Consider the following 20,835-nt stretch of genomic DNA (forward strand, 5'->3'; position numbering starts at 1 on the left):
CGCTTTTAGATATATCTCAACGTAAAGGTTGTTGAACCAGAAAAAGCCTGTGAGTCGCTAATTTTGTCTGCCATCGCTTTTGAGAACGCTACCTGAACATCCAGCGGAATTGTCGCCGTGGTCAGCGGCTCAGGCGTGGATGCGCCTTTTTTCGCCACGGTATAATAATCATTAGGCGATGCAGTCAGCCCGGTAGTGCCGCTATTCCAGGTAGAGCCGCTATTGGTAGAATAAAGCACTGAGGCCTCTTCACCGTTGACCGACGCCGGTTTCTTGTTAGCAAAAACCGTGTAGACACCAATCTTGTCACCCGCCTCGGTTTTGCCCAGGCCAAAAACACCGACCGCGCTATTCACCGAAATTCTGGAATCCGGATTATTATCCGTTGTCATAAAGGCAACAGGCATCGCCGTGCCACAGGTGAGCGACAGCGTTGCATCATAGTGCTGCGTCCAGTAAGCATTTTCGCTTTCGCTATACGTCAAATTTTTTACCGGAATGGTGCCTACGTTAATCTCATTTTTATCGAGCGAAATATCGCACGCGCCGTTAACCAGCGTACCTTTTACTTTCAGCTCGACAGAATCTGCCGCATGCGCAGCACCTGCCAGCGCTGTCATTACGACGCCTGCCAGAACTATTTTGTTAAACATGGTTTTTTCCATAAACACTAACAACAGATTGATACAATTGCGCCATTCATAAATGGCGCAGTCATTATTTAGATATACACCAGTGAAATAGTGGCAGAGCCATCCAGGTTGGTGTTATCTGTAATCGCAAGGACATCCGTGCCCTGAATAGCTGCAGACACAATTAACGGGAAAGTAAAGTTTTTACCCGCTTTAGGAATAACAGTCCCCGAGTCAGCAATCGTCAAATAACGGTCATCGGGAGAAAAGTTACGCACAGACCCATCTCCCGTTTTGCTCCAGTCATTTGCGGCATTACCCAGGTTTTTATAAATGACATCGCCAGACGTGCCATCGATAGTCGCTTCAGGAACATTGATACCGACGCAATAAGCACCAATATTTACATTTCCTGCTGTTTTGCCTAAACCGAACTTATTCGACCCCGCGGTACAATTACTGCCATTATAAAACGCGCTATTAACTGTCAAATCAACCATAGATTCGCTCCGATTATCTTTTACATCAAAAGCAACCGGCATTTCTGAATCGCAGGTGATAGTTAATACTATCTTCTTTTGCCCCAAAGAATTCGTTTCAGTTTTAGAAAGATTACCCAGCGGAATATGCCCAAAATCAACCACGCCACCATTTTCCAGCGATGGCGTACAGCTGCCATTCACCAGCGTACCTTTCACATTAAGATCAACCGAATCCGCTGCCTGAGCAGTGCCTGCCAGCGCCATGACTACAGCGCCCGCCAGGATCATTTTGTTAAACATTCTTTACTCCATAAACGCCGTAAATGGCATTATCAAAATGGATATCAATACAATGCCGATTATTTAGCTTAGATATACACCAGTGAAATAGTGGCAGAGCCATCCAGGTTGGTATCATCTGAAATAGCGAGGGTATCTGTACCCTGAATGGCAGCAGCGACCTTAATTGGCCAGGTAGTAACTTTCGCGGGTAAAACGGTGCCATCAGAAGAAGATTCAGCTTCAACACTGTAAACACGGCTGCTATTACTTTTTACTTCGCCAGCGCCTGAAACTACCCATTTAGTCTTATCCGTCGGATCACCGTCGGTATACATCATCTTGGCATTAACACCGTCTGCCAGGACATTGCCTTTATCCACATAGACAGAATAAGCACCGATTTTTACACCGCCTGCGGTTTTACCTAAACCGAATTCATACTCAGCGCCAGTGACATCTGAACCGTCCCATTTACCATTTTTAATGGTTAATACTTGTACGCTATCATTTCTGTTATCAACCATGGTCCATCCGAGAGGCATGGCTGAGTCACACGTGATGGTCAGAACTAACGAACTACGGCCTCCCAGCTGGTTTGTATCGGTTTTACTTAAATTGCCCAATGGTGTATGCCCAAAGTCAACTACGCCATTGCCAGATAATGTTGGCGTGCAGCTGCCATTGACCAACGTACCTTTTACATTAAGATCCACAGAATCGGTTGCGTGCGCTGCGCTAACCATTGCCATCAGGCCAGCCCCAATTAATAATGTCTTATTAAACACTGTTAATTTCCTTGCCTATTACGTATTAATACAACCTTAAAAAACGCCAGGGTATTCTGGCGTTTTTAAAGTATTTACCCTCAGGACAATACATTGCGGTTTAACATCTGTATTTATCCGCCAGCTTTTGGATTAGATATAGCTAAGCGAAATCGTCGCCAGACCATCCAGGTCAGTATCGTCGGTGATCTTCAGAATATCGGTACCCTGTACCGCAGCGGTCACTTTCAGCGGGAATACGCCCACTTTGAACGCTTTCGGCGCGACTTCGCCGGTCACTGCGGTGGTAAAAGTACGCGCACCCGGTTTCGTTACGCCCGTAGTGCTTTTCTTCCAGGCCGTCGCATTGCCGTTACCGACATTATCGGCTTCCAGCAGATCGCCCGCGGTGCCGTCATAGGTGACGCCCGTTGTTTTAGCGGCAATAGCATACGCGCCCATGTTGACGGTGCCCGCTTTACCCAGACCATACTCTGTAGTGGCATCCGCCACGCTGCTGTCGTCCGCGCCAGCGCTGGTGAGGCTCAGCGACTGCAGAGAATCGGTACGGCCATCGACGGTAGTCCAGCCCATCACCATGGCGCTATCGCAAGTGATAGTCAGCGTGACGTCTTTGGAGCCCAGCTGGTTTGCATTGGTCGCATCAAGACTGGCTACAGGAATATGACCGAAGTTCACTTCGCTTTTATCCAGAGTTGGTGTACATGCAGCATTAACCAGTACGCCTTTAACCGTTAAATCCGTTGAATCCGCCGCCATCGCATGAGATGCGATACCCGCCAGCACGACTGCCAGAAGAGTCTTTTTCATTATTCCATCCATTATTTAGTTCCCGGTACAGAGACGTGCCGGACAAGAAAGCTACTTAGGGTTAAATTATCGTAAACAGGCAGTTTACGATGTGCATCAAAAAAACAGATGAAAGTCCGTAAATTCATCGCTTTCAATTGATCACTTTAAACGATCAATGAATGACATTTTACCGACTCACACCTATTGAAGTCATAAAAAAGTCTGTCTTATTTGAGACATCTCTTATTAAAAATACTTTAAACCCCAAGATGGTCATAGTTTTCTAAAAAAAGATTTCTTTTCATGAATTCATAAAAATAATAATTGTCGACTTTATATTTATAAAGTAATTACATCTAAATTATTCCTTTAGAAATACTGAAGGAGTTATCTTAATTTATCGTTATTAATTTGTGGTTAATCTTGTTAAATAATAAGGCTATCCAAAACGTGATCGCTTTACACTGAAATCAAAATTTTTGAACAAATCTGCCAGTTTTCCTTGCTTACATTCCCACTACGCCCACCCTATGATGCTTTCCATCAACGGCGGAACGCGGATAACCCCGCGGAATGCAACCTTTTAAAGACAATTAACCTTGCGTGATGAAGCGGGATTTCTGGAGAGTAAAATGAAAAAATTCGAAGATGTTGGCGTACTGGTGGCACGTATTCTGATGCCGATTCTGTTTATCGTCTCTGGCTTTGGCAAAATTACCGGCTATGCCGGTACGCAGCAGTATATGGAAGCGATGGGCGTGCCGGGCTTTATTCTGCCGCTGGTTATCCTGCTTGAGTTCGGCGGCGGTCTGGCGATTCTCTTCGGTTTTCTGACCCGCACCACGGCGCTGATTACCGCTGTGTTTACGCTGCTGACCGCGTTCCTGTTCCACAGCAACTTCGCGGAAGGCGTTAACTCCATCATGTTTATGAAGAACTTCTCCATCGCAGGTGGCTATCTGCTGCTGGCGCTGATGGGTCCTGGCGCGTACAGCCTGGATCGTCTGCTGAAGAAAAACTGGTAACTGATTTCACGGCAGGCGGCCCTCACCGCCTGCCTTTTTGCCATACTGAGGAAAGCATTCTGACAGGAGAGCATCATGGGACAACTGATTGACGGCGTCTGGCACGACACCTGGTATGACACCAAATCCACCGGCGGCCGCTTTAAGCGCTCCTCGGCGGCGTACCGCAACTGGGTCACTCCGGACGGCGAACCAGGCCCGACAGGCGAAGGCGGCTTTGCAGCGCAGAAAGATCGCTACCATCTTTATGTCTCACTCGCCTGCCCGTGGGCGCACCGCACGTTAATTCTGCGCGCGCTGAAAGGGCTGGAGTCGTTTATCTCCGTCTCGGTCGTGCACCCGCTAATGCTGGAAAACGGCTGGACCTTCGGCGACGATTTCCCGGCAGCGACCGGCGACACGCTGTATCAGCACGATTTTCTCTATCAGCTTTATCTTCAGGCCGATCCGCACTACTCCGGGCGCGTCACCGTGCCGGTACTGTGGGATAAAGAACGCCAGACCATCGTCAGCAACGAATCCGCCGATATCATTCGTATGTTCAACAGCGCCTTTGACGCACTCGGCGCACGTGCGGGCGATTACTATCCGCAGGCCCTGCGCGCAGAAATCGACGAGCTGAACGGCTGGATTTACGACACGGTGAATAACGGCGTCTATAAAGCGGGCTTCGCCACCAGCCAGCAGGCGTATGACGAAGCGGTGGAACAGGTGTTCGCCTCGCTGTCCCGGCTTGAGCAGATCCTCGGCCAGCAGCGTTATCTCGCAGGCGACCAGCTCACCGAAGCCGATATTCGTCTGTGGACGACGCTCGTGCGTTTTGACCCGGTCTACGTGACGCATTTCAAATGCGACAAGCATCGCATCAGCGATTATCTGAACCTGCATGGCTTCCTGCGCGAGATTTACCAGATGCCGGGCATCGCGGAAACCGTGGATTTCGGGCATATCCGCCACCACTATTTTTGCAGCCACAAAACCATTAACCCGACCGGTATTATCTCCATCGGCCCCTGGCAGGATCTTAATGAGCCGCACGGGCGCGATGAGCGCTTCCGCTAATCCGCTTCGCCCTAAGCCTCTTCTGAAAAATGCGCCGTTCCGACGGCGCTCACACTTTGCATTTTCCCTCAGGCCGTTTCCCTTTCCGACAGCTAGCATTTAGTTAAGCGATCGCTTTAAAAACAAGTGATTGATGGCAAGGGAGGCGAGAACAGATGTACTGGTACATAAAAGCGTTTAGAAATTACCTCGGGTTTACCGGCCGGGCGCGTCGTAAAGAGTACTGGATGTTCACCCTGGTAAATCTCATTCTGGCGGGCGTCATGGTGGCGCTCGATACCATACTTGGGCTGCGCGTTATCGGCGAACAAGGGCTGCTCACGCTGATTTATGGGCTGGCCGTGTTGCTGCCCGCGCTGGCGGTACAGTTCCGCCGCCTGCATGATACAGACCGCACCGCGCGGTGGCTGTTCGTCCTGCTGATCCCGGTTATCGGCTGGCTGATGATCCTTGCCTTCAACACCCAGGAAGGCACCCACGGCGAAAACCGCTTCGGCCCAGACCCGAAACATCATCACTGATCCTCTGGCCGCGTTCCGGCGCGGCACGTTTCTGCTCTTCTTCCACATCGCCGCCCCCTAAGCGCATAAAGAGTGTTGATTAGCTAAACCGGTTTAACTATTGTTTAGCGCAGGATGAATCGAAGGAGATACGCATGTCAGCAAAAGTATGGGCGCTTGGAGATGCCGTGGTGGATCTGCTGCCCGACGGTCACGGCCGGTTACTGCAATGCCCTGGCGGTGCCCCCGCCAACGTCGCGGTCGGCGTGGCGCGGCTTGGCGGCGCGAGCGGATTTATCGGTCGCGTCGGGCACGACCCGTTCGGGGCATTTATGACGCAGACGCTGAAAGAGGAAAATGTCGATACCGGCGCCATGCATCAGGACCGAGCGCACCGCACCTCGACGGTCGTGGTGGCGCTGGATGACCGTGGCGAACGCTCGTTTACCTTTATGGTGCGCCCGTCCGCCGATCTGTTTCTTAACGCCGACGACTTACCGCCGTTCGGCGCAGGCGAGTGGCTGCACGTCTGCTCAATTGCACTCTGCGCCCAGCCCTCGCGAGACACCGCATTTGAAGCGATGGCGCGCATTAAGCGTGCGGGCGGGTTTGTCAGTTTCGACCCGAATATCCGCGAAGATCTGTGGCCGGATACCGCGCAGCTGCGTGAATGCATTGAGCGCGCGCTGGCACTGGCAGATGTGGTGAAACTCTCACTGGAAGAACTGGCGTTTATTGCCGGAGCGGATGACGAAGAAAGCGCCCTGGCGCTGGCACGCCGCCACGCGATCCCGCTGCTGCTGATCACCCGCGGCGCAGAAGGCGTCGATGCCTGCTTTAACGGCGAACACCACCACTACCCGGCGGTGCCGGTCGAGTGCGTCGATACCACCGGCGCGGGCGACGCTTTCGTTGCCGGGCTGCTCTGGAGCCTTGCGGCGCATGGCCTGCCACAGACCGTCGCTCAGCTTGCGCCCGTGATTGCCGCAGCCCAGGCCTGCGGCGCGCTTGCGACCACTGCCAAAGGCGCGATGACCGCCCTGCCCCGCCTTAACGATCTACAACCACACCTCGCCTGATCCACTGAGCCGCTGCCGCGGCTCGTTTTGCGAACCTCATCACAATCACTAAACCGGTTTAGCTAATTTCATTGCCAGTAAAAATAAGCCGTGATTATGATTGCCACCTAAACCGGTTTAGCAAGTCTGCATAATGATGATAACGCCTTCTCAGGGATGCCATACCATGATTAAAAAAAGTACGCTTGCCCTTACCCTTGGCTTAATGGCCGGTACTCCCGCCGCCTTTGCCGACAGCAATATGTCCAGCATTGAGGCGCGTCTCGCCGCGCTGGAACAACGTCTTCAGGCGGCTGAACAGCGCGCCAGCGCGGCGGAAACCCGCGCTGAAGCCGCAGAGCGTCAGGCACAGGCGCTTGCCGCGCAACAAAAAGCGCAGCCGCCGGTTCAGCCTGTCGCCGCGCAACCTGCGCCGCAGCCCGCCACGCAAACGGCGGATAACAGCGGGTTTGAATTCCACGGCTACGCCCGCTCGGGCCTGCTGATGAACGATTCCGCCGCGAAAACGCAGGGCGGCCCGTCCTTCACGCCAGCGGGTGAAACCGGCGGTCACGTCGGGCGTCTCGGCAATGAGCCGGACACTTACCTTGAAATGAACCTAGAGCACAAACAGACGCTCGCGAACGGCGCCACCACGCGCTTTAAAGTGATGGTCGCTGACGGTCAGCGCAGCTATAACGACTGGACGGCCTCCACCAGCGATCTCAACGTGCGCCAGGCGTTTACCGAACTCGGCCACCTGCCGACCTTCATCGGCGCGTTTAAAGATGCCACCGTCTGGGCCGGTAAACGCTTCGATCGTGATAACTTCGATATCCACTGGATTGACTCCGACGTGGTGTTCCTCGCCGGTACGGGTGCGGGTATCTACGACATGCGCTGGAGCGATAACGCCCGCAGTAACTTCTCGCTGTATGGCCGCACCTTCGGCGATATCGAAAACAGCGAAAACACCGCCCAGAACTATATCCTTACGCTTAATAACTACGTCGGGCCGGTACAGCTGATGGTGAGCGGGATGCGCGCCAAAGATAACGAAGACCGCGTGGATATCGAGGGTAACCGCGTGAAAAAAGACGCGGCGGAAGATGGCGTGCATGCGCTGCTCGGCCTGCATAACGACAGCTTCTACGGTCTGAGCGACGGCTCCTCGAAAACCGCACTGCTGTATGGACATGGCCTGGGCGCGGAAGTGAAATCCATCGGCTCCGATGGCGCGCTGCTGCCGCAGGCCGATACCTGGCGTCTCGCGACCTACGGCATGACACCGCTCGGCGGCGGCTGGCATATCGCACCGGCGGTGCTGGCGCAGAGCAGTAAAGATCGCTACGTCAAAGGCGACAGCTACCAGTGGGCGACCGCCAACCTGCGCCTCATTCAGGAGATTAACCAGAACTTTGAGCTGCAGTATGAGGGCAGCTATCAGTACATGGATCTGCGCCCGAAAGGTTACAACGACCGCAACGCGGTCAGCGGCAACTTCTATAAGCTGACCTTTGCGCCGACGCTGAAAGCGGGCGACGTGGGCGAATTCCTCAAGCGTCCTGAACTGCGCCTGTTCGCCACCTGGATGGACTGGGATCATCGCCTGGATAACTACGCCAGCAATGATGCCTTTGGCAGCACCGGCTTTACCGCCGGCGGTGAATGGAACTTCGGCGTACAGATGGAAACCTGGTTCTGATAAAACGGCCCCTGCCGCGCGGGGGCCTGCGTATTGTCGACAACATAAAAAACCACAAGACTGAGGTTGTTATGGATTTTGAACAGATTGCCCGCTCGCTCCTGCCGCTGCTCGGCGGCAAAGAGAATATCGCCAGCGCCGCCCACTGCGCCACGCGCCTGCGGCTGGTGCTGGTAGATGACGCCAAAGCCGACACCGCCGCCATCGGCAATGTCGAGGGCGTGAAAGGCTGTTTTCGCAACGCAGGCCAGCTGCAAATTATTTTCGGCACGGGCGTGGTCAATAAAGTCTATGCCGCGTTTATCACAGTCGCCGGGATCAGCGAATCGAGCAAATCGGAAGCCGCAAGCGTGGCGGCACGCAAGCTGAACCCGTTCCAGCGCATCGCCCGCCTGCTCTCCAACATTTTTGTGCCGATCATTCCGGCGATTGTGGCGTCCGGCCTGCTGATGGGCCTGCTCGGCATGGTGAAAACCTATGGCTGGGTCAGCCCGGATAACGCGCTCTATATCATGCTGGATATGTGCAGCTCGGCGGCGTTTATCATTCTCCCTATCCTGATTGGTTTTACCGCCGCGCGGGAATTTGGCGGCAACCCGTATCTGGGCGCGACGCTTGGCGGCATTCTCACCCACCCGGCGCTCACCAACGCCTGGGGCGTGGCCGCAGGCTTCCACACCATGAATTTCTTCGGGATAGAAGTCGCGATGATTGGCTACCAGGGCACGGTTTTCCCGGTCCTGCTGGCGGTGTGGTTTATGAGTATTCTGGAAAAACAGCTGCGCCGGATTATCCCGGACGCGCTGGATCTGATCCTGACCCCCTTCTTTACCGTGATTATTTCCGGTTTCGTGGCGCTGCTGGTGATTGGCCCGGCGGGCCGCGCGCTGGGCGACGGTATCTCGCTGGTGTTAAGCACGCTGATTACTCACGCGGGCTGGCTCGCGGGGCTGCTGTTTGGCGGGCTTTACTCGGTGATTGTAATTACCGGCGTGCATCACAGCTTCCATGCGATTGAAGCCGGGCTGCTTGGCAACCCGTCTATTGGCGTTAATTTCCTGCTGCCCATCTGGGCGATGGCGAACGTGGCGCAGGGCGGCGCGTGTCTGGCGGTGTGGTTTAAAACCAAAGATGCCAAAGTCAAAGCCATTACGCTGCCGTCGGGTTTTTCGGCGCTGCTCGGCATTACCGAGGCGGCCATTTTCGGGGTCAACCTGCGCTTCGTGAAGCCGTTTATCTCCGGGCTTATCGGCGGTGCGGCGGGCGGCGCGTGGGTTGTCTCCACCCATGTCGGTATGACGGCGGTCGGCCTGACCGGTATTCCGGGCATGGCGATTGTTCAGGCCAGCTCGCTGCTGAATTATGTCATCGGCATGGCGATTGCCTTCTGTATCGCCTTTGCGGTCTCTTACCTGTGGAAATACAAAACGGACGCTGAATAATGACCACCCGCACGCTGCTGCCTGCCATTTTACAGGCTGTGATGAAAGGCCAGCCGGTCGCGCTTGGCGATCGCCACTATCCGCGCTGGCATCTGGCGCCGGTGACGGGCCTGATGAACGACCCGAACGGTTTTATCCATTTTCAGGGGCGCTACCACCTGTTTTATCAGTGGAACCCGCTGGGCTGTGCGCATCAGCATAAATGCTGGGGGCACTGGAGCTCGGCGGATCTGACGCACTGGCAACACGAGCCGCTGGCACTGATGCCGGATGAAGAGTATGACCGCAGCGGCTGTTATTCCGGCAGCGCGGTGGATGACAACGGGCGGCTGACGCTCTGCTATACCGGCAACGTAAAGTTTGACGATGGCACCCGCACCGCCTGGCAGTGTCTGGCGGTGCAGAACGCGGACGGCGGTTTTGACAAGCTCGGCCCGGTGATGCCGCTGCCCGGCGGCTATACCGGCCACGTGCGCGACCCGAAAGTCTGGCGTCACGGCGAGCACTGGTACATGGTGCTGGGCGCGCAGGATCTGGAATTGCAGGGCAAAGTGCTGCTGCTGCGCTCCGATAATCTGTGGAACTGGGAAAACCTGGGCGAGATCGCCGGCAGCACGCTCGGCGGGCTTGGCGAGGCGGGTTACATGTGGGAGTGCCCGGATCTCTTCATGCTGGACGGCAAAGCGATTCTGATCACCTGCCCGCAGGGGGTGACGCGCGAAGAAAAACGCTATCTCAACACCTACCCGAGCGCGTACCTGTGCGGCGAGCTTGATTACGACACGCCGGAATTTCGTCACGGCCCGCTGGTGGAGCTGGACGCCGGTTTTGAGTTTTACGCGCCGCAAACCACGCTGGCCGACGATGGCCGCCGGTTACTTATCGGCTGGATGGGCGTGCCGGACGGCGAAGAGATGTTGCAGCCAACGGTGGCGCAGGGCTGGATCCACCAGATGACCTGCCCGCGCGAACTCTCGCTTCGCGATGGCTTGCTCTGCCAGCAGCCGGTGCGCGAGCTTTCCGCGCTGCGCGGCGAGGAGCGGCGTCTGGAGGGCGTGGCCGCCACGCTCTCGCCGCTCGCGGCGGAAAGCCTGGAGCTGATGCTGGAGACGCAGGGCGACGTCACGCTCGATTTCGCCGCCACTCTGCGCCTGGAATGGACGCGCGAGGGCCTGCGGCTTTCACGCCGGAGCCTCGCCACCGGCGAATGGCAGTATCGCTACTGGCAGGGCGACGCCCGGCGCCTGCATATTCTGTGCGACCGTTCCAGCGTTGAGATTTTCATTAACGACGGCGAAGGCGTGATGAGCAGCCGCTATTTCCCGGCGGCCAACGCGACGCTTGGTTTTGAAGGCGACGCGCATCTCCGGCTGCGCTACTGGTCGTTACGCGCCTGCATGGTAGAATGAAGGTTTGACCACTCACCGAACCGAAGCCGTGCGAAAAACCAAACGCGTTACCATCAGTGATATCGCCGCCCTGGCGGGGGTTTCCAAAGCCACCGCCAGCCTGGTGCTCAATGGACGAGGCAAAGAGCTGCGCGTGGCGCAGGAGACGCGCGAGCGCGTTCTGGCTATCGCCCAGCAGCATCACTATCAGCCGAGCATCCACGCCCGTCTGCTGCGCGACAACCGCAGCCATACGCTGGGCCTGGTGGTGCCGGAGATAACCAACTACGGTTTCGCGGTGTTTTCTTACGAGCTGGAAACCTTGTGCCGCGAGGCGGGGCTACAGCTGCTTATCTCCTGTACCGATGAAAATCCGGGTCAGGAGACGGTGGTGGTGAATAACCTGGTATCACGCCAGGTGGACGGGCTTATCGTCGCCTCCAGCATGCTGAGCGACAGCGACTATGTGAAGCTCAGCGAGCAGCTCCCGGTGGTGCTGTTCGACCGCCATATGAACGACACTCAACTGCCGCTGGTGATCACCGATTCCATTACCCCGACCGCCGATCTGGTGGAGCGCATCGCGCGCCAGCACCCGGACGAGTTCTATTTTCTTGGCGGCCAGCCGCGTCTTTCGCCGACCCGCGATCGTCTGGAAGGCTTTAAGCAGGGGCTGGCGCGGGCGGGCGTTGAGCTACGCCCGGAGTGGATCATTCACGGCAATTATCATCCGAGCAGCGGCTATGAGATGTTCGCCGCGCTCTGCGCCCGGCTGGGACGCCCGCCGAAAGCGCTGTTTACCGCCGCCTGCGGCCTGCTGGAAGGGGTGCTGCGCTACATGAGCCAGCATCGCCTGCTCGAAAGCGATATCCATCTGGCGAGCTTTGACGATCACTATCTCTATGATTCGCTGTCGGTGCGCATCGACACCGTGCAGCAGGATTGCCGCCAGCTGGCGCTGGACTGCTTTGAGATGATCACCCAACTGGTGGATGACAAAGAACCGACGCCGCTGCAGCGTTACCTTCCGGCTACGCTGCAATGGCGTCATCCGGCGGATTAACGCTTCACGTTAAAGAGTTTGGGGATTTCGCGCAGGCACCAGGCTTTCGCCTCGCCCATGCTGTCGCGCCGCCAGGCCATAATAATGTCCACTTCGCTGGTGGACTCCGGGCTGACGACGCGCAGCCGCCCTTCGGCGATATCTTTTTCCACCAGCGGATACGGCATCGTCGCCACGCCAAGCCCGGCAAGGAGCGCCTGGCGCTTATCTTCGATGGATGTCACCGTCAGCCTCGGCTGTTTATCCAGCAACTGCACCGTCAGCACCGGGCGTTCGCGCGCGGTGTCCGCCACCGCCACGCCCCGATACTTCACGCGCGTCACCTCTGACAGCGGCTCCGGCTCGTCGTGAATCGGGTGATCCGGCGCGGCTACATAGACATTCATCAGCGTATACAGCTTGCGGAAGTTGATCTCCGACGACGAGCGAAAGTGCATATCCGGCGCGATGACAATATCGGCGCGCCCCTGCTCCAGCCGCTCCCAGGCACCCGCCAGCACTTCGGTAATGAACGAGAGCTGCGTGTTGGCTTTGGCGGCAAGTTTATCCACCAGCGGGAACAGGCACGGCGTAGGCACCAGCGCCTCGGCGACGATAGTCAGGTGTGTCTCCCAGCCGCGCGCCAGCGCTTCGGCGTCCGTGGTGAGCTTATCCGCCGCCTCCAGCAACACGCGTCCGCGCTCCAGCAGCATGCGCCCGACATTGGTGAATTTAGTGCGGTGCCCGGAGCGGTCAAACAGCACCACATCCAGCTCCTCTTCCAGCTTCTGCATGGTGTAGCTCAGCGCAGACGGCACGCGGCCCAGTTCGTCAGCCGCGGCGGCGAAACTGCCGCGCCGGTCGATAGCGTCCATCACGCGCAGCGCCTCAAGCGTCAATGCTCTTTCTTTAGCCATCAGGTTCTCGTTCAGGAAATTTGAATATACCCAGCAGATTAACTGGCTAACAATGCAGCGTCCACACCCTTAACATAAAAGCCTGTCAAGAGAGGTAAAATTATGATTATTACGAGAACAGCCAAACAGTGTGGGCAAGCTGACTATGGATGGCTGCAGGCTCGCTATACCTTTTCCTTTGGCCACTACTTCGATCCGAAACTGCTGGGCTACGCCTCACTGCGCGTACTGAACCAGGAAGTGCTGGCGCCCGGCGCCGCGTTCCAGCCGCGTACCTATCCGAAAGTCGATATCCTGAACCTGATTCTCGACGGCGAAGCGGAATATCGCGACAGCGACGGCAATCATCTGCGCGCGAAAGCGGGCGACGCGCTACTGCTCGCGACCCAGCCGGGTGTGAGCTACAGCGAGCATAACCTGAGCAAAGACCATTCGCTGACGCGGATGCAGCTCTGGCTCGACGCCTGCCCGGAGCGGGAAAACCCGACGGTGCAGAAAATCGCGGTCGGCCCGCAGGCGCGCCAGCTTCTCGCCTCGCCGGATGGCGCGGATGGCAGCCTGCAACTGCGCCAGCAGGTGTGGTTGTGGCACATCGCGCTGAATGAAGGGGAATCGGCCAGTATGCCCCTGAACGGGCCACGCGCCTATTTACAGTCGATCCACGGCACGGTCCACGTGAAAACCGAAACGGAAGACAAAGAGGCATTAACCTGCGGAGACGGCGCGTTTATTCGTGACGAGGCTAACATAACCCTTATTGCGGATTCGCCGCTGCGCGCTTTGCTGGTAGATTTGCCGGTGTAACAGAAGATGCAGAACGCTGCATCAGGAGTCATAAAATGAGTACCATCACACAGCAAAATAAAGTCACGAAGTTGACTGCTTCACCCGCCCTGCAGGAAGCGCATACACGCGCCGGAGCGCAACAAGAATTTACCTACGATTGCATGCTCAGCGAGCTGGAAGCCATTATCGCTGAAGCCGAAGTGCGCCTGGCCGAGGAAGACGCCGCCTGACGTACGCTCACCGGGCGGGCCTGCTGGCTCGCCTTTCTCTGCATCTGTATTTCCCTGTCTGCGTTTGTTTTTCAAATCCCCGCTGATACCGAACATTAAGCCGCGTTCTTTTCATAGAGAGCGTCGTGGACAGTCATTCATCTTCATCCCGCCCATAAAGCAAAAACCCCGCCGAAGCGGGGTTTTCTAATGTGTGAAGCTTGCCGGTAAGCCGCGTTCTTTTCATAGAAAGCGTCGTGGACAGTCATTCATCTTCATCCCGCCCCAAAAAGCAAAAACCCCGCCGGAGCGGGGTTTTCTAAAGTGTGAAGCTGACCGGTAAGCCGGGTTCTGTCGTGGACAGTCATTCATCTAGGCCAGCAATCGCTCACTGGCTCAAGCAGCCTACCCGGGTTCAGTACGGGCCGTACCTTGTGAACCCCTATTTGGCCTTGCTCCGGGTGGAGTTTACCGTGCCGCGAACTGTTGCCAGACGCGCGGTGCGCTCTTACCGCACCCTTTCACCCTTACCTGATCCCACTTGCGTGGGCCATCGGCGGTTTGCTCTCTGTTGCACTGGTCGTAGGCTTGCGCCCCCCAGGCGTTACCTGGCACCCTGCCCTATGGAGCCCGGACTTTCCTCCCCTCCGTCCGTCTCCCCGAAAGGACGACGACGAAGCGGCGACTGTCTGGTCAGCTTCGGCGCGGAGTATAGAGGGTTTGCCCGCCGCTGTCACGCCCGATCACGGTTTATTGCGCCGTCAGCCCTGCTGCTCCAGCGCGTATTTATAAAGCGCGTTCTTCTTCACGCCGTGGATTTCCGCCGCCAGCGCCGCCGCTTTTTTGAGCGGCAGCTCGGCCTTCAGCAGCGCGAGCGTGCGCAGCGCATCAGGCGGCAGTGCGTCTTCCTGCGCTTTATGCCCTTCGACGATCAGCACCATCTCGCCCTTACGGCGGTTTTCATCGTCTTTCACCCAGGCGAGCAGCTCGCTCACCGGCGCGCCGTAAATGGTTTCCCAGGTTTTGGTCAGCTCGCGCGCCAGCACCACGTAACGGGATTCGCCCCAGACGGCCACCATATCTTCCAGGCTTTCCAGCAGGCGATGAGTAGACTCATAAAAAATCAGCGTGCGCGGCTCCTGCTCCAGCGCCTTCAGCGCGTCGCGGCGGCCTTTGGATTTGGCCGGTAAAAAACCTTCATAGCAGAAGCGGTCAGAGGGCAAGCCCGCGGCGGAAAGCGCAGCGATAGCGGCGCACGGCCCCGGCAGCGGCACCACGCGCAGCCCGGCTTCGCGACAGGCGCGCACCAGATGATAGCCAGGGTCGTTAATCAGCGGCGTACCGGCGTCGGAGACCAGCGCGATGTTCTGCCCTTCGCGCAGTTTGGCTATCAGGGTTTCCGCTTTTTGCTGTTCGTTATGGTCGTGCAGCGCAAAAAGCCGGGCGCTGATAGCAAAATGTTGCAGCAGCAGACCGGTATGACGGGTATCCTCAGCGGCGATAAGATCGACGGACTGCAATACTGTCAGGGCGCGTTGCGTGATGTCGCCGAGATTGCCGATAGGCGTCGGGACGATGTAGAGCTGGCCCTGAGAATTCTGCGCCGAATCGTTTTGTTTCATTGTTTCGTCCGTATTGCCGATTTAAAATTGAACATTCACCAGAAAAAACCACTGGATACAGTATGGTACCTTCAAAATTTTCCGGCTCTAAAGCCGCGCGTTGTCTGCCTGTCCTGCTGGCAGCCCTCTTTTTCGCAGGCTGCGGTACGCAGACGGCCGATCAGAGCACGGCGCATATGCAGGGCGAGGCCAAAGCAGATTCCGGCTTTTATCTGCACCAGATGGAACAAAGCCGTGATGATAGCAAGACCAACTGGCAATTACTCGCCATACGTGCACTGCTCAGTGAAGGCAAACGCGAGCGCGCCATGACGCTCTACGGCGAGCTGCCGCAAAACCTGACGGACGCCCAGCGCCGCGAAGCGTCGCTGCTGGAGGCGCAAATCAAACTGGCGCAGCAGGATTATCAGGGCGCCGCCGCGCTGCTCAATAACATCAACGCGGCGGATCTGAGCGATGAACAGAAAGCCCGCTACTGGCAGGCGAAAATCGATGCAAGCCAGGGCCGTCCGTCGCTGGAGCTGCTGCGCGCGCTCATTGCTCAGGAGCCGCTGTTACAGGGCGCGGCGAAGCAGAAAAATATCGATGCCACCTGGCAGGCGCTGTCGCAGATGTCTGCGGATCAGGCAAAAGCGCTGGTTATCAACGCCGATGAAAACACGCTCCAGGGCTGGCTTGACCTCCAGCGCGTCTGGCTCGACAACCGCAACGATCCGAAAATGCTTCAGGCGGGCGTGAAAGACTGGCAGACGCGCTACCCGCAGAATCCGGGCGCGAAAATGCTGCCGTCGCAGCTCGCGAACCTGCAAAACTACAAGCCCGCTTCTGCCGATAAAATCGCGCTGCTGCTGCCGTTAAATGGCCAGGCGGCCGTGTTTGGCCGCGCCATTCAGCAGGGTTTTGAAGCGGCGAAAAATGCGGGCACCAGCCCGGTCGCGGCGCAGTCGTCAACGCCAGCGCCCGCACAGGCGGATAACGCCGCGCTGCCTACGGACAGCACCCAGCCTCAGCCGACCGATGGCGTGGCAAGCCCCGCTGCCGCGCCGGTCGACGATCTGGCCGCGCAGCCGGACGCGCCGCAAAACACCCAGCCCGCACAGCAACCGGTTGATGCCCAGCCTGTCGCCGCGGCACCTGCTAACCCTGCGGCGGAAATTAAAATCTATGACACCAGCTCGCAGTCAATTACGCAGATCCTGGCGCAGGCGCAGCAGGATGGCGCAAGCCTGGTCGTCGGCCCGCTCCTGAAAGAGAGCGTGGACGGCGTACTGAAAAGCGGCACGCCGCTGAACGTACTGGCGCTTAACCAGCCGGAGACGGTGCAGAATCGCCCGAACGTCTGTTATTTCGCGCTGTCGCCGGAAGATGAAGCCGCTGACGCCGCTGCCCATATCTGGCAGGAAGGCAAACGCGCGCCGCTGCTGCTGGTGCCTTACAGCGCGCTCGGCGATCGCGTGACGAAAGCCTTCGCTGACCGCTGGACGCAGCTTGGCGGCGGTACGGTGTTGCAGCAGAAATTCGGCTCCGTCAACGAGCTTAAAATGAACATTAACGGCGGCACCGGCATCGCGCTGACGGGCTCCCCTGTCGCGGCCAGCCTGCCGCAGCAGCAGCCTGTGACCATTGGCGGCCTCTCCATTCCGGCACCGCCGACCGACGCGCAGATCACCGCAGGCACCAGCGGCAATGTCGACGCTGTTTACATCCTCGCCACGCCGTCTGAAATTGCGCTGATCAAGCCAATGATCGCGATGCGCGCGGGCAGCCACAGCGGGGCGACGCTGTATGCCAGCTCGCGCAGCGCTCAGGGCGGCTCCGGCCCGGATTTCCGTCTCGAAATGGAAGGCCTGGAGTTCAGCGATATCCCGATGCTTACCGGCGGCAACCCGGCGCTGATGCAGCAGGCGCTCGCGGCGGTGAATAACGACTATTCGCTGGCGCGTCTGTATGCGATGGGCGTGGATGCCTGGTCGCTGGCGAACCATTTCTCCCAGATGCGTCAGGTGCCGGGCTTCCAGCTCAGCGGTAACACCGGCGCGCTTAGCGCAACACAGGACTGCGTCATTAACAGGAAGTTAACGTGGCTCAAATACCAGCAAGGACAGTTGGTTCCGGCCAACTAAGCCGCAAAGAGACCGGTGCCGCCTGGGAAGCCCAGGCGCGCGCCTTTCTTGAGCGTAAGGGGCTGCGCTTTATCGCCGCCAATGTGCATGAGCGCGGCGGCGAAATCGATCTCATCATGGATGACCGGGGCGTGACGGTGTTCGTCGAAGTGCGCTACCGCCGCGCCAGTCTGTATGGCGGCGCGGCCGCCAGCGTCACCCGCAGCAAACAACAAAAATTGTTACACACCGCCCGGTTGTGGCTCGCGCGCCACAATGGGAGCTTTGATACTGTGGATTGCCGGTTCGATGTGTTAGCCTTCACCGGCAATGAAACCGAGTGGATAGCGAACGCCTTTTCGCTCCACGCCTGAACTGACGTAACGCTCAAAGGATAATCGTGCTAGAAAGAATCAAAGTCTGCTTTACGGAAAGCATTCAAACCCAGATTGCGGCGGCGGAAGCACTCCCGGATGCGATTTCACGTGCGGCCATGACCCTGGTTCAGTCTCTCCTTAACGGCAACAAAATCCTCTGCTGCGGCAACGGCACGTCCGGTGCTAACGCGCAGCATTTCGCGGCCAGCATGATCAATCGTTATGAAACCGAACGGCCCGGTTTACCTGCCATTGCACTAAATACCGATAATGTGGTCTTAACGGCGATAACCAACGACAGGCTGCATGACGAAGTGTATGCCAAACAGGTGCGCGCGCTGGGCCACGCCGGAGATGTGCTGCTGGCGATCTCCACCCGTGGCAACAGCCGCGACATCGTGAAAGCCGTAGAAGCGGCCGTCACCCGCGATATGACTATCGTGGCGCTGACGGGCTACGACGGCGGCGAGCTGGCGGGCCTGCTGGGGCCGCAGGATGTGGAGATCCGTATTCCTTCCCATCGCAGCGCGCGCATTCACGAGATGCATATGCTGACGGTCAACTGCCTGTGTGATCTTATCGATAACACATTGTTTCCACACCAGGATGATTAAGGAGTGCTCATGAAGGCCATTAAACCCCTTGCGGTGGTGATGACCGCGCTAGTGCTACAGGGCTGCGTTGCGGCAGCCGTCGTCGGAACCGCGGCCGTCGGCACCAAGGCCGCCACCGATCCGCGCAGTGTGGGTACTCAGGTTGATGACGGGACGCTGGAGCTGCGCGTGAATACCGCGCTTGGCAAAGATCAACAGCTGAAGAAAGAAGCGCGGATTAACGTGACCGCCTATCAGGGTAAAGTGTTGCTGACCGGTCAGTCGCCGAACCCGGAACTGGCATCCCGCGCGAAACAGATAGCGATGGGCGTGGAAGGTGCGACGGAAGTGTTTAACGAGATCCGCAACGGTCAGCCGATTGGGTTGGGCACCGCGTCGTCGGATACCTGGATAACCACCAAAGTGCGCTCCCAGCTGCTTGGCAGCGATCAGGTGAAATCGTCTAACGTGAAAGTGACGACCGAGAACGGCGAAGTGTTCCTGCTGGGTCTGGTGACCGAACGTGAAGGCCGCGCGGCAGCGGATACCGCAAGCCGCGTAAGCGGCGTGAAACACGTGACGACCGCGTTTACCTACATTAAGTAATTCCCTCATCCGCCCTCTCTCCGCCGGGGAGAGGGCTTTTGCAACATCCTTACACTTATGACGATGGCGGGTGCGCTGCGCTTACCCGCCCTACAGGATCGTAACGCTGGCTCTCAGGCGGGTGCGCTTCGCTTACCCGCCCTACAAGACCGCAACGCCGGTTCTTCGGCGGGTGCGCTTCGCTTACCCGCCCTACAAGACCGTAACGCCGGTTCTTCGGCGGGTGCGCTTCGCTTACCCGCCCTACAGTAAGGGGATGCTTTTTGCTTTTGTAGGGTGGGTAAGCGAAGCGCACCCAACTTTCCAGTATTAAAAAACCAGCGCCAGCGCGCCTGTCACCGCGCCCGCCAGCATCACCATCCCGCCGGTCAGCCACAGCGCTTTCGCCGGGAAGGCCTTACGCAGCATGATAAGCGAAGGCAGACTTACCGCCGGCAGCGTCACCAGCAGCGCCAGCCCCGGCGCGACGCCCATGCCCGCCATCATCATCGTCTGCACAATCGGGATTTCCGCGGCGGTCGGGATCACGAACAGACAACCGGCAATCGCCATCGCCAGCACCCAGAACAGCGTATTGCCCACGGCGCCATCGGCGTGCGGGAACAGCCAGACGCGCGCGGCACCCAGCACCAGCACCGCCAGCAAATAGACCGGGATCGTATTCCAGAAGAGCGTCCAGAGCGCCCGGAACCAGCGCGCCATAAAGCTGCCCTGCGGCGCTTCTGCGGGCTGCACCGCCTCTGGCAGCGCAGGCGCTGGCGTATCGGCCACAAACCGCTGCACCAGCGACGCGATGCCAATCACCATTACCAGCCCCACCGCCACGCGAATAAGCGTAAATTCCCAGCCCAGCACGAAGCCCATAAACACCAGCGTCGCCGGGTTCAGCAGCGGGTTGCCGAGCCAGAACGCCAGCGCGCCGCCCATCGACACCGACTGACGGCGCATCCCGGCGGCAACCGGCGCGGCGCAGCAGGTACACATCATGCCCGGCAGTGAAAACAGCGTGCCAAGCAGCGTACCGCGAAAACGCGGCTGGCCCAGCGTGCGCACCAGCCAGTCGCGCGGGATCAGCACCTGAATCAGCGAGCCCAGCAGCACGCCGAGCACGGCGGCTTTCCAGACGGCGAGAAAATAGATACCGGCGTAATCGAGCGCCGCGCGCAGCGGGTTATCCTGCGCATTCGCGAGAATAGAATTGCCGATGCTGTGCGTTTGCGCCGCGGTAAAGGCTTTGCCGTAATAAGGCTGCCATTTGACGTACCACAGGCCAATAAACAGGACGAGAAAAAACAGCGCGGGTTTCCACCATGCGGGGGATTTCGGCGCCAGAGATGAAGACTGACCAGCCATAACATTCCTCTGGAAAACAGGGGGTAAATTTTTGCCGGTCAATAGTACGCCCGCCGGGCGCGTTTTGAAACGCGG

Annotated in this window: 21 protein-coding genes and 1 other RNA gene; 14 read left to right on the forward strand and 8 right to left on the reverse strand. The window is 57.7% G+C overall.

Annotated features, from left to right (window positions below; genetic code table 11):
- Nucleotides 1-5: 5 nt before the first annotated feature.
- The 4 genes from G6041_RS15795 to G6041_RS15810 all read right to left on the reverse strand — a co-directional run bounded on the left by G6041_RS15795 (nucleotide 6) and on the right by G6041_RS15810 (nucleotide 2,991).
- Nucleotides 6-653 (reverse strand): hypothetical protein, encoded by a 648-nt coding sequence (locus G6041_RS15795; RefSeq protein ID WP_004385828.1) that lies wholly within the window; start codon nucleotides 651-653, stop codon nucleotides 6-8.
- 68 nt (nucleotides 654-721) lie between these two features.
- Nucleotides 722-1,414, reverse strand: coding sequence for a DUF1120 domain-containing protein (locus tag G6041_RS15800; protein ID WP_012125932.1), 693 nt, complete (start codon nucleotides 1,412-1,414; stop codon nucleotides 722-724).
- A 68-nt stretch (nucleotides 1,415-1,482) separates the two neighbouring features.
- Entirely contained in the window at nucleotides 1,483-2,181 is a 699-nt protein-coding gene (locus G6041_RS15805; RefSeq protein WP_004385830.1) for a DUF1120 domain-containing protein, read from the reverse strand.
- A 132-nt stretch (nucleotides 2,182-2,313) separates the two neighbouring features.
- The gene (locus G6041_RS15810; protein ID WP_227003032.1) at nucleotides 2,314-2,991 is read right to left on the reverse strand and encodes a DUF1120 domain-containing protein; all 678 of its coding nucleotides are present in this window, start codon (nucleotides 2,989-2,991) and stop codon (nucleotides 2,314-2,316) included.
- A 614-nt stretch (nucleotides 2,992-3,605) separates the two neighbouring features.
- Here G6041_RS15810 and G6041_RS15815 point away from each other — a divergent pair.
- The 8 genes from G6041_RS15815 to G6041_RS15850 all read left to right on the forward strand — a co-directional run bounded on the left by G6041_RS15815 (nucleotide 3,606) and on the right by G6041_RS15850 (nucleotide 12,216).
- A complete protein-coding gene (locus tag G6041_RS15815; protein WP_012125935.1) occupies nucleotides 3,606-3,998 on the forward strand; it encodes a DoxX family protein in 393 nt (130 codons plus the stop codon).
- A 75-nt stretch (nucleotides 3,999-4,073) separates the two neighbouring features.
- The gene (locus tag G6041_RS15820) at nucleotides 4,074-5,060 is read left to right on the forward strand and encodes a glutathione S-transferase family protein (RefSeq protein WP_007872928.1); all 987 of its coding nucleotides are present in this window, start codon (nucleotides 4,074-4,076) and stop codon (nucleotides 5,058-5,060) included.
- Nucleotides 5,061-5,215: 155 nt separating this feature from the next.
- Nucleotides 5,216-5,581, forward strand: coding sequence for a DUF805 domain-containing protein (locus tag G6041_RS15825; RefSeq protein WP_004385834.1), 366 nt, complete (start codon nucleotides 5,216-5,218; stop codon nucleotides 5,579-5,581).
- Between the two features lie 134 nt (nucleotides 5,582-5,715).
- Entirely contained in the window at nucleotides 5,716-6,639 is a 924-nt protein-coding gene (locus G6041_RS15830; RefSeq protein ID WP_012125936.1) for an aminoimidazole riboside kinase, read from the forward strand.
- A 166-nt stretch (nucleotides 6,640-6,805) separates the two neighbouring features.
- Nucleotides 6,806-8,323: a carbohydrate porin gene (locus tag G6041_RS15835; RefSeq protein ID WP_012125937.1), complete on the forward strand. Its 1,518-nt coding sequence runs from the start codon at nucleotides 6,806-6,808 to the stop codon at nucleotides 8,321-8,323.
- A gap of 71 nt (nucleotides 8,324-8,394) precedes the next feature.
- Nucleotides 8,395-9,765 carry a sucrose-specific PTS transporter subunit IIBC gene (locus tag G6041_RS15840; protein ID WP_007780533.1) on the forward strand — a complete coding sequence of 457 codons (1,371 nt, stop codon included), beginning with the start codon at nucleotides 8,395-8,397 and terminating at the stop codon, nucleotides 9,763-9,765.
- Nucleotides 9,765-11,174, forward strand: coding sequence for a sucrose-6-phosphate hydrolase (locus G6041_RS15845; protein ID WP_012125939.1), 1,410 nt, complete (start codon nucleotides 9,765-9,767; stop codon nucleotides 11,172-11,174). Before G6041_RS15840 ends, G6041_RS15845 begins: the two co-directional genes overlap by 1 nt.
- 28 nt (nucleotides 11,175-11,202) lie before the next feature.
- The gene (locus tag G6041_RS15850; protein ID WP_004385838.1) at nucleotides 11,203-12,216 is read left to right on the forward strand and encodes a substrate-binding domain-containing protein; all 1,014 of its coding nucleotides are present in this window, start codon (nucleotides 11,203-11,205) and stop codon (nucleotides 12,214-12,216) included.
- Here G6041_RS15850 and yhaJ read toward each other — a convergent pair.
- Nucleotides 12,213-13,112: a DNA-binding transcriptional regulator YhaJ gene (gene yhaJ / locus G6041_RS15855; protein ID WP_012125940.1), complete on the reverse strand. Its 900-nt coding sequence runs from the start codon at nucleotides 13,110-13,112 to the stop codon at nucleotides 12,213-12,215. The two genes, G6041_RS15850 and yhaJ, sit on opposite strands and share 4 nt — an antisense overlap.
- A 102-nt stretch (nucleotides 13,113-13,214) precedes the next feature.
- Between yhaJ and G6041_RS15860 the strand changes: the two genes are divergently transcribed.
- Both G6041_RS15860 and G6041_RS15865 read left to right on the forward strand, forming a co-directional pair.
- The gene (locus G6041_RS15860) at nucleotides 13,215-13,916 is read left to right on the forward strand and encodes a pirin family protein (RefSeq protein ID WP_012125941.1); all 702 of its coding nucleotides are present in this window, start codon (nucleotides 13,215-13,217) and stop codon (nucleotides 13,914-13,916) included.
- Nucleotides 13,917-13,951: 35 nt separating this feature from the next.
- Nucleotides 13,952-14,128: a hypothetical protein gene (locus G6041_RS15865; protein ID WP_012125942.1), complete on the forward strand. Its 177-nt coding sequence runs from the start codon at nucleotides 13,952-13,954 to the stop codon at nucleotides 14,126-14,128.
- Nucleotides 14,129-14,431: 303 nt separating this feature from the next.
- Here G6041_RS15865 and rnpB read toward each other — a convergent pair.
- Nucleotides 14,432-14,808, reverse strand: an RNA gene (rnpB, locus tag G6041_RS15870) — RNase P RNA component class A.
- 60 nt (nucleotides 14,809-14,868) lie between these two features.
- Nucleotides 14,869-15,729 carry a 16S rRNA (cytidine(1402)-2'-O)-methyltransferase gene (gene rsmI, locus G6041_RS15875; RefSeq protein ID WP_012125944.1) on the reverse strand — a complete coding sequence of 287 codons (861 nt, stop codon included), beginning with the start codon at nucleotides 15,727-15,729 and terminating at the stop codon, nucleotides 14,869-14,871.
- 62 nt (nucleotides 15,730-15,791) lie between these two features.
- On the opposite strand from rsmI, the gene G6041_RS15880 reads away from it, so the two are divergent.
- From G6041_RS15880 to dolP, 4 genes are read left to right on the forward strand one after another with little or no spacing between them, the layout of a single operon-like run.
- The gene (locus G6041_RS15880; RefSeq protein ID WP_012125945.1) at nucleotides 15,792-17,852 is read left to right on the forward strand and encodes a penicillin-binding protein activator; all 2,061 of its coding nucleotides are present in this window, start codon (nucleotides 15,792-15,794) and stop codon (nucleotides 17,850-17,852) included.
- Nucleotides 17,810-18,205, forward strand: a complete 396-nt coding sequence (locus G6041_RS15885; RefSeq protein WP_007896617.1) for a YraN family protein — start codon at nucleotides 17,810-17,812, stop codon at nucleotides 18,203-18,205. The genes G6041_RS15880 and G6041_RS15885 overlap by 43 nt, the downstream gene beginning before the upstream one ends.
- Nucleotides 18,206-18,231: 26 nt before the next feature.
- The gene (gene diaA / locus G6041_RS15890) at nucleotides 18,232-18,822 is read left to right on the forward strand and encodes a DnaA initiator-associating protein DiaA (protein WP_004385040.1); all 591 of its coding nucleotides are present in this window, start codon (nucleotides 18,232-18,234) and stop codon (nucleotides 18,820-18,822) included.
- A 9-nt stretch (nucleotides 18,823-18,831) separates the two neighbouring features.
- Nucleotides 18,832-19,407 carry a division/outer membrane stress-associated lipid-binding lipoprotein gene (dolP, locus tag G6041_RS15895; protein ID WP_004385041.1) on the forward strand — a complete coding sequence of 192 codons (576 nt, stop codon included), beginning with the start codon at nucleotides 18,832-18,834 and terminating at the stop codon, nucleotides 19,405-19,407.
- 309 nt (nucleotides 19,408-19,716) lie between these two features.
- Here the strand turns inward: dolP and G6041_RS15900 are convergent, their stop codons facing one another.
- Nucleotides 19,717-20,760 (reverse strand): permease, encoded by a 1,044-nt coding sequence (locus G6041_RS15900; RefSeq protein WP_012125948.1) that lies wholly within the window; start codon nucleotides 20,758-20,760, stop codon nucleotides 19,717-19,719.
- Nucleotides 20,761-20,835: the final 75 nt, after the last annotated feature.

The sequence above is a fragment of the Cronobacter sp. HA18003 genome (assembly GCF_011605905.1).
GTDB classification, from domain to species: domain Bacteria; phylum Pseudomonadota; class Gammaproteobacteria; order Enterobacterales; family Enterobacteriaceae; genus Cronobacter; species Cronobacter sakazakii.

What these genes read in the sequence shown, in the direction of transcription:
- G6041_RS15845 (WP_012125939.1), top strand. Translation starts at nt 9,765, where the DNA reads ATGACCACCCGCACGCTGCTGCCTGCCATTTTACAGGCTGTGATGAAA.
- G6041_RS15900 (WP_012125948.1), bottom strand. Translation starts at nt 20,760, where the DNA reads ATGGCTGGTCAGTCTTCATCTCTGGCGCCGAAATCCCCCGCATGGTGG.
- yhaJ (WP_012125940.1), bottom strand. Translation starts at nt 13,112, where the DNA reads ATGGCTAAAGAAAGAGCATTGACGCTTGAGGCGCTGCGCGTGATGGAC.
- G6041_RS15860 (WP_012125941.1), top strand. Translation starts at nt 13,215, where the DNA reads ATGATTATTACGAGAACAGCCAAACAGTGTGGGCAAGCTGACTATGGA.
- dolP (WP_004385041.1), top strand. Translation starts at nt 18,832, where the DNA reads ATGAAGGCCATTAAACCCCTTGCGGTGGTGATGACCGCGCTAGTGCTA.
- G6041_RS15795 (WP_004385828.1), bottom strand. Translation starts at nt 653, where the DNA reads ATGTTTAACAAAATAGTTCTGGCAGGCGTCGTAATGACAGCGCTGGCA.
- rsmI (WP_012125944.1), bottom strand. Translation starts at nt 15,729, where the DNA reads ATGAAACAAAACGATTCGGCGCAGAATTCTCAGGGCCAGCTCTACATC.
- G6041_RS15880 (WP_012125945.1), top strand. Translation starts at nt 15,792, where the DNA reads ATGGTACCTTCAAAATTTTCCGGCTCTAAAGCCGCGCGTTGTCTGCCT.
- G6041_RS15840 (WP_007780533.1), top strand. Translation starts at nt 8,395, where the DNA reads ATGGATTTTGAACAGATTGCCCGCTCGCTCCTGCCGCTGCTCGGCGGC.
- G6041_RS15810 (WP_227003032.1), bottom strand. Translation starts at nt 2,991, where the DNA reads ATGAAAAAGACTCTTCTGGCAGTCGTGCTGGCGGGTATCGCATCTCAT.
- G6041_RS15825 (WP_004385834.1), top strand. Translation starts at nt 5,216, where the DNA reads ATGTACTGGTACATAAAAGCGTTTAGAAATTACCTCGGGTTTACCGGC.
- G6041_RS15815 (WP_012125935.1), top strand. Translation starts at nt 3,606, where the DNA reads ATGAAAAAATTCGAAGATGTTGGCGTACTGGTGGCACGTATTCTGATG.
- G6041_RS15820 (WP_007872928.1), top strand. Translation starts at nt 4,074, where the DNA reads ATGGGACAACTGATTGACGGCGTCTGGCACGACACCTGGTATGACACC.
- G6041_RS15800 (WP_012125932.1), bottom strand. Translation starts at nt 1,414, where the DNA reads ATGTTTAACAAAATGATCCTGGCGGGCGCTGTAGTCATGGCGCTGGCA.
- G6041_RS15835 (WP_012125937.1), top strand. Translation starts at nt 6,806, where the DNA reads ATGATTAAAAAAAGTACGCTTGCCCTTACCCTTGGCTTAATGGCCGGT.
- G6041_RS15830 (WP_012125936.1), top strand. Translation starts at nt 5,716, where the DNA reads ATGTCAGCAAAAGTATGGGCGCTTGGAGATGCCGTGGTGGATCTGCTG.
- G6041_RS15865 (WP_012125942.1), top strand. Translation starts at nt 13,952, where the DNA reads ATGAGTACCATCACACAGCAAAATAAAGTCACGAAGTTGACTGCTTCA.